Source organism: Virgibacillus salarius (assembly GCF_039521925.1).
In the GTDB taxonomy this organism is placed as follows: domain Bacteria; phylum Bacillota; class Bacilli; order Bacillales; family Amphibacillaceae; genus Virgibacillus; species Virgibacillus salarius.
The window spans coordinates 1-8,132 of sequence record NZ_BAAACY010000071.1; the positions used below are offsets into that span (position 1 = coordinate 1).

Below are 8,132 nucleotides of genomic sequence, written 5' to 3' on the forward strand. Positions count from 1 at the left end.
ATTCGTTTTTGAGCAGACGATGTTTCATAATATTCCCTTTCCTCACAAACCGGAATCATTTCATATCGTTGTTCCTGTTTAACATCTTCCATAAGCCGTCGAATCTCTCTAATTGTAGGATGCAAAAAGACTTCTTTAAACGTTATTTCCATATTTAATTCTTGGTGAATTTTACTTATGAGAACATTAGCTTTTAAGGAGTGACCACCTAACTCAAAAAAGTTATCATCTATTCCTACCTGATTAATCCCTAATACTTCACACCAAATTTTAGTTAAGGTAGCTTCCATACCATCTCTCGGGGCAACATAAATACTCTCCATGTTCGCTTCACTACTCCGTTTTGCAAGGGCATTCCGATTAATTTTCCCATTATTTGTTAATGGTATTTTTTCTATCGGTGTAATATAAGTCGGTACCATATATTGTGGTAATTTATCTCTTAAAAAGCTCCTAATCTCAGGTACATGGATGTTTAATCCTACGATATAAGCAGACAAATACTGATCTTGATTATCTTTTTTTTCAACAAGGACAACGGCTTCTTTAATTTGTACATGTTGAAGTAGCTTGTGTTCAATTTCTTTTAACTCAATTCGAATTCCCCTTACCTTTACTTGATCATCCTCTCTACCTAAAAATTGAATAGAACCGTCCGGCATCCAGGCTGCCATATCCCCTGTTTTATACATTCGTTTCCCAGGATCAAAAGGATTATCGATAAACCGCTCTTTCGTTAATTCTGGTCTTTTTACATAACCTCTTGCTAACCTACTTCCACCAATACAAATTTCGCCAGGCACACCTATAGGAAGTAGTTTATGGTCTTTATCTACGATATAAACTTTCGAATTAGCAATTGGTTTACCAATGAGTATTTTTTCACTGTTTTCTACATTTCTCATAATCGTTGTATCTACAGTATTTTCTGATGGACCATATCTGTTTATAATTTCGATTCCAAAATTAAGTTTATTGGTATAGTCAATCGCATTAACAGGCATTTCTTCTCCAACTAATGTAACTTGTTTCAAATAAATAGCGTCCTTCGATGAAATAAAGTCTAGTACTGATAAATATATCGATGGTACACTTAAGTAATCTGTTATCTTATAACTTCTAATCAGTTCACTAATTTTGAAAGGATTCGACATTTCTTCGTTATTCACTAATACGACTTGTCCCCCTGCAATAAGTGGCGTAAAAAATGCTATGATAAAGCCATCAAAAGCATAATTTACTAAAGGAAGAACAACATTCTCATGGTTATAATCATATTCCTTCTTCTCCCACAGCATTGTCTGAGTTAAACTATGGTGCTCAACCATTACCCCCTTTGGATTTCCTGTCGTACCCGATGTATAGATGACATAAGCTAAATCATTTAGAAGATTAGTAACATCTGGATTAGTTGTCTCTTCTGTAAAAACCTGCTTTTTACTGACATCAATAACCTTCCCATTAAAATCTACTTCAGTAATTAGAGAAGGTTTCGTAATTACTAGGTCAACTTTAGCATCGGTTAATATATATTCTATTCTATCTTTTGGATTATTTGGGTCGATAGGTAGGTACGCTGCACCGGATTTTAAAACCCCTAATATTCCAGCGACCATCTCAATAGATCTATCTAGTATAATTCCTACAACATGATTATTTTTTACTTGTTGTTTCATTAGGGAATGTGCTAATGAATTAGCCATCTTATTTAGTTTTCGGAACGTCACTTCTCTTCCTTCAAAGATTACCGCGATCTGCTCTGGTGTTTGTTCTACTTGTTTCTGAAAAAGCTCTGGGAGTGTTAAATTTGCATTTTTAAATTGAACTTCCGTATTATTAAATTCTTCTACTACTAGCTTTTTCTGCTTTTCTGTGATCATGTCTATATCTTTAATAGTCATATCAAGCTTATCGAGTAAATCCGATAACACTTGAAAATAGTTCATTCCAAATGATTCAACAGTTTCCCTTTTAAACAAAGCAGCATTATAAATCAATTTAGCCTCAAAATAATTCTGATCATCCTTTTCAATACATAGTGTTAGTTCATTATGAATTGATTCACAGATAAAATGAATATCCTCTTTTGCATGTAATTTATTGTAAGTAATGCTTATTGGAACTAGTGTGGAAATCGATTCTGATACACCTAACTGCCTAAATACCTGTTCCAAGTTTACAAACTGATTATCATAGTGATCCAATAATCCTCGTTGCGTTTCTACAAGGAAGTTTTTTATTTTATATCCACCATTCAAAGAACGTTTGAATGGCATAAGTTTATTTTTTATATTTTGTGGTCTTTTCTCTCTAGAGTAATAAACCGGAACACCGACTAAAATTTCATCACTCCCGGTATATTTATATAGTTCAATCAATAATCCCATTAAAAAAGTAACATACGTTAACATATCATTATTTTTTGTAATGGACATCATTCTTTTCATGAGCTGATGATCAATTGGTAAAGATACCGTTTGTTTCTGGTACGAGTCTCCTGTTGTCATATCGTGTCTTAATGTAGTTCTATCTGTACCTTTTATATGTAAGTTTTTCCAATATTGATCAAGCTCAGATAACTGACTGTTATGAACCTCTTTACTCATGTCACCCCTCCATTTGCTGAATGCTAGAGCTAAGGTAAACAACACTTAACTCTATCTGGAAATTTATTACATTATTTTAAAAATCAAACTCTAGGTCTCTTAAACTATCTAATTCTTTTTTTTCGTTGAGAATATACGCTTCTTCTTCGCTATTTATTAATTGAACATCTTTAATAGCTGTATGAATGTTTTGTGAATACTCTCGTAAAATGAATAGGAAATCTTCTACGATTCTCTGTATCGTTTCTCTCTTAAATAGTTTTGTTGCATAAACTAGCTTTAATGCAATGGTCTTTGAGGTTTCATACCCAGTTAGACTTAAATCTACCCTTGCTAATTCATTTTCAGTGTTTATTTGTTTTAATCTTAGATTATTTACATTTATTTCAAGGTCATCATACTCGATATTATTCAAGTTAAATACAACGTCAAACAGAAAATTCCTACTAACATCTCTCTTTATATTCACTTGCTCTATCAGTTCTTCAAGCTGATAGTTCTGATTGTCATAAGCTTGCAATGAGTTTTCTTTCACTTCCTTCAAAAATTCACTAAATGTTTTATGCTTATTTGGTCGATGTCGCATCGCTAACGTATTAACGAACATCCCCATGATATTTTGAAGATCGGCATGTGGCCTTCCGGCAATCGGTACCCCGACAACAATGTCTTCTTGACCACTATATCTCGCTAGTTGAATGGTAAAGGCAGACAATAAAACCATATGCATCGTTACATCTTCTTGTTTCGCTAGTTCCTGTAGCTGTTTCGTTGTTGCTTCGTCTATCGTGAACGAAATGCTATCTCCTTCGAATCGTTGAAACGCTGGACGTTCAAAATCATATGGCAATTGAAGGACTGGCACCTCATCCTGGAATTGTTCCTTCCAATATCGTGCTTGCTTCTTCATTTGTCCAGATTGTAAATAGTGTTGTTCCCATTCCGCATAATCCTTGTATTGAATACGGAGTGGGTCCAATTTGTCGCCATTATAGAGCTTCGCGAATTCCTGAACCAGGATACTCATTGAGACACCATCTGAGATAATATGATGCATATCAATAAGTAGGTAATTAGTTCCTTGGCTTTTCATGATTTCCGCTCGGAATAACGGTGCCTCCTCTAAGGAGAACGGGCGTATAAAATTCTGGACCAGTACCGTCTTATCCGTTTCATCCACTGTCCGTACACGAAGATGGAAATCCAAATGGGACATAATCTTCTGAGCTATCTCGCCTTCTACCATTTTGTAAGAGGTACGTAGTACCTCATGCCTTTCGATTAATTGCCTAAACGTTGCTTCCATACGTTCCCTGTTGACTTCTCCCTCTAATTCAAAAATAGCGGGCATGTTATAAGCCGTACTTTCTTGATCCAATTGCTGTACCGTGTACATCCGTTTTTGCGCAGAAGATGTCTGATAGTATTCCTTTTCTTCACATGGCTTTATCTGTTCATATGGGTTGATCAATCCTTCCGTTTCAATGTAGTCACTTAACTCTTGAATTGTCGGTCTATTAAAGATTTCTTTTAATGGAACGGAAATCTCTAACGCTTTGTGTATCTCCCCCATAACCATCGTTGCTTTTAATGAATGACCACCTAAATCAAAGAAATTGTCATGGATACCTATCGTATCCACTCCCAGGACATGTTGCCAAATGATTACCAGCTTCTTCTGTGTAGTAGTTTGCGGTGCTTCATATGCATTCGTAATGTACTGCATTTCGGGCTTCGGTAACGCCTTCCGGTTTACCTTTCCATTATGCGTTAATGGAATCGTCTGCAGTTCCATGTAGTATGCAGGAACCATATAATCTGGTAAACCTTCCTTGACATATGTTCTCACTTCTGCTTTATCCACGAAATCCTTCGCCACGATATAAGCACATAGGTATTTTTGATTCATTTCATCTTCTCTTGCCACCACGACAGCTTCCTTAATGGCAGGGTGACTAATCAGTCGACTCTCAATCTCTCCAAGTTCGATTCGATAGCCTCGAACCTTAACTTGGTTGTCCATTCTTCCTAAATACTCCAATTCTCCATTGGGAAGCCACCTCGCTAAATCCCCAGTTCTATATAAGCGTTCCCCCGGTTTAAATGGATGGTCGATAAATCGTTCCTTCGTTAATGCCTCGCGATTAAAGTATCCTCGTGCTACACCATCTCCACCGATACAAAGCTCACCATGCACTCCTATTGGCACTAACTTCCTATTTGAATCCATAAGATACAGCTCGGTGTTTTGAATTGGCTTTCCGATTGTAATACGGTCGGTTGATTCCAGCTTCTTAACAGTTGACCAGATTGTCGTTTCCGTTGGTCCATACATGTTAAATACGGTAAAAGGATATCCCTGTAACTCCTCCCATAATGATTTCGAAAGTTCTTCACCACCTACAAGAAGCGCTTTTATTCCCATTAGTGCGTCCGTAAAGGAATCATTCTCCAGCAACATCTTGACCCGCGTCGGCGTACTCTGCATGACATCAACCTGATGTTTCGTCATTACCTTCGCTAGCTTTTCGCCTTCTCTCGTCTCTTCCTCCTTGGCCATCACAACCGTTAATCCTTGCGTTAGCGGTACAAACGTTTCTAAACCAAAGATATCGAAAGATACCGTGGTTAAACAGAGAATCCGTTCATAGCTTCCTAGATTGGTTTCGTGCATAACACCATAGATGAAGTTAGTCACCTGTTGATGCTCAACCATCACTCCTTTTGGAGTTCCAGTGGAACCAGATGTATAAATTACATACGCCAATTGATGACAGTCGATAGCAAGATCTAGATTTGTGGATGGACCTTGATAGAAATCTTCTACCGTAATATCGATAGCCTGTACAGCTAGAGAAAGTGAACGAGCTTGACCACTTGATGTGACAACTAAGGACACCTTTGCGTCGGATAGAATCGTTTGGATACGATCGGTTGGATGAGTTGGGTCGATTGGTAGATAGGCTCCTCCTGCCTTTAGTATTCCCATGATTCCAATGATCATATCGATGGACCGATCCATGATGAGACCTACAATAGCTTCATTCTGAACCCCTTGTTGTCGTAAAACTCTTGCCAGTTGGTTCGCCTTTTTATTTAATTCCTGATAAGTTAACTTCTGGCCCGCACATACAACCGCAATATGATGAGGATTCTTCTCAGCCTGCTCCTCAAATAATGTATGAAGTGATTTATCTTTCGGATAATCCGCGTTTGTTTGGTTAAACTCCTGCAGGAGTTTCTGACTGTCTAATTCGGTTAAAATATTGATATCTGCAACTTCTACTTCAACTGTCTCGATAATAGTTTGTAGAATTTTAGTGAATTGATTTTTAAATTTGATAACACTTGTTTTATCATACAGCTCTTTATTATAAGAAAACGTAATTTCTAATACATCTTTAGGTAAAACCATTACGTCAAAATCATAATTCGTTTGTTCATAGACGTTTGATTCACTAATTTTAAAGCCTACATCTTCTACTACATCATAGACTTGATCATCGGAATAGTAATTTTGGAAAATAATGATATGATGAACTAATTCTTGATTCACCTCAGATAAAGATTGAATATCTGCCAGTGGATAATAATCATATCTTGCCGATTCTAATGAATCTTTCTGCATTTGTTTAACAACATCAATAAATGTATGATTAACTTCTTGTTTTACCCGTACTGGTACTGTGTTTATGAATAATCCTACCATTTCCTCAATACCTTCTACTTCTGCATTCCTTCCGGAAACGACCGAGCCAAATACGACATCATCTAAGTTTGTATTCTTTTGGAGTAGGATTCCCCATGCCGTTTGGATGACGTTGTTTAAGGTTACTTGATGATGTTTACTAATTCGTTTTAAAGCTTCGGTCATTTTTGGATCAATCGTAAATTCTAAGCGCTCTTTCGTAAAGGCTTCACTTCGTTTCTCTTTACCAGGTAACTTCGCCTGATTCGTATATCCTTCCACATACTGTTGCCAGAACTGCTTTGCCTTATTTTTTGGCTGTTTCTGTAGCCACTTAATATATTCCACATATGGCGTGGTGTCTGGTAACTGTACCGCTGTCCCATTGCTTAAATAGCTATAAATGGTGAAAAAATCTTTCATAATTAACCCGTTACACCAGCCATCCATCAGAATATGATGGGAGCTCCAAATCATTTTATATTCCTCTGCATTCAGCTTTAAAACAGCTAGTCGTATCAGAATATCTTGACTAAGACTAAAGCCTTTTTGCCTATCGGCAACTTCAAACTTTTCCACATAGGCTGTTCTTTCGTTTTCGCTAAGCGTACTAAGGTCTTCATAATGAATCATAGGCTTACGTGTTTTCAAGATGACTTGTTTTGGTGATTGAACATTCTCATGGACGATTACACTTCGTAAAATTTCGTACCGTTCGATTAGTTTTATAAAGCTTTGTTCGAGAATATCAAGATGGACATTCCCCTTGCATATAAAGGATTTTTGCTCAAAATAGGTCGTTGAATGTTCATCTAACAGAGAATGGAATAACATTCCTTCCTGCATTGGTGTCAATGGGTAAATATCTTGAATGGTTGCAGAATGGTAGTATTTCGTTAGTTCCTCTAGTTCTTCTAACGTCAAACTCTGGTCTGCATAATCTGAGGGTGTTAATTCTGTGGTGGTTTGTTTTTGACAGTGTTCAATGATTTGTAGTAAGTAGCTCTTATATGATGCGGCTACCATCTTCATTGTACTTTCATGATATTTCTTACTATTGTATGAAAATCTAAATTCTAGTTGATGACTGGAGACCATTCCTGAAATATCAATGTCAAATAGTCTTTCACTTTCTAAACTAATGGAATCTCCATGTGAGAAAGTGGACATATTAAAGAATCCATTTTTCGTATTTTCATCAAACTGACCGAGATAATTAAACTTTATTGAAGAATTTATGTGATTAAAGGTCTCATCACGGTCTTTTTCCAAATATTCTAGTATTCCATAACCAATGCCTTTATTAGGTACATGTCTTAATATTTCTTTTACATGTTTAATCACAACAGCTATTTGATTCGACTTATCTAACTCCAGTAGTACAGGGTAATGCGTAGTAAACCAGCCTATTGTCCTTGAAATATCTATATCGCCTTCAAGCGTTTCTCTCCCATGTCCTTCTAGCATTAAAAGAATTTGGTTTTCAGCTGTCCAATCGTGAATAGCCAACCCTAAAGCAGTCAATAAGATGTCATTAATCTCTGTATTATAGGCTTTATTTGTTTTCTTTAGTAAATCCTCCGTGTACTTTTTACTTATTTCAATGTACACATCACAATAATATTTTGCTTTATTGGAGTACCCCTGATCCTTTTTATCTACTGGTAACCCCGTTCCTTTAGCCCTACCGATTTGCTTCCAATATTCTAGCTCTTCTAATAGAACATCTCCATGTAGCTGTTCTGTTAAATAAATACCCCAATCTCGAAAAGAATTAGTCTTTTTCTGGAAGGCTATCTCTTTTTCTTGACTAACTTGATGGTAGCCTTCTGTGAAAT

Annotated in this window: 2 protein-coding genes; both read right to left on the bottom strand. The window is 36.5% G+C overall.

All coding sequences use genetic code 11. The features are described 5' to 3' along the window. On the bottom strand, window positions 1–2,606 hold a 2,606-nt coding region (locus tag ABDZ84_RS09620), incomplete at its 3' end, for a non-ribosomal peptide synthetase (protein WP_343781267.1). 76 nt (window positions 2,607–2,682) lie between these two features. After that, on the bottom strand, window positions 2,683–8,132 hold a 5,450-nt coding region (locus tag ABDZ84_RS09625; RefSeq protein ID WP_343781269.1), incomplete at its 5' end, for an amino acid adenylation domain-containing protein.